The 514-nt window shown below is 65.8% G+C and carries 1 protein-coding gene; it reads left to right on the top strand.

All coding sequences use genetic code 11. The features are described from left to right. On the top strand, positions 1-514 hold a 514-nt coding region (locus BQ17_RS19360; RefSeq protein ID WP_500784429.1), incomplete at both ends, for a phosphoglucose isomerase-related protein.

Consider the following 514-nt stretch of genomic DNA (forward strand, 5'->3'; position numbering starts at 1 on the left):
GTGGCATACACCACCGGACCCGTGGTCTGGGGCGAGCCCGGAACCGATGGTCAGCACGCCTTCTTTCAGCTCATCCACCAGGGCACCCAGCTGATTCCCGCGGACTTCATCGCCCCGGTCAACAGCCACAACCCGCTGGGCGATCACCATCCCAAGTTGATGGCCAACTTCTTCGCCCAGACCGAGGCCCTGATGCGTGGCCGTACCCAGGACGAGGCCAAGGCCGAGATGCGGGCCGCCGGGATGTCGCCCGCGAGCGTCGAGGCGTTGGCCCCCCACCGCACCTTCCCCGGCAACCGGCCGACCAACACCATCCTCATGGAACGGCTGACACCCGGGGCCCTCGGCGCCCTGATCGCCATGTATGAGCACCGCACCTTCACCCAGGGCGTGGTCTGGGGCATCAATTCCTACGACCAATGGGGGGTGGAGCTGGGAAAACAGCTCGCAGGGGTAATCCTGAAGGAGCTGGAAGCAGGCAAGGTGAGCGCGGAGCACGATACCTCTACCCACG

It is taken from the genome of Candidatus Thiosymbion oneisti (assembly GCF_900092655.1).
GTDB classification, from domain to species: domain Bacteria; phylum Pseudomonadota; class Gammaproteobacteria; order Chromatiales; family Chromatiaceae; genus Thiosymbion; species Thiosymbion oneisti.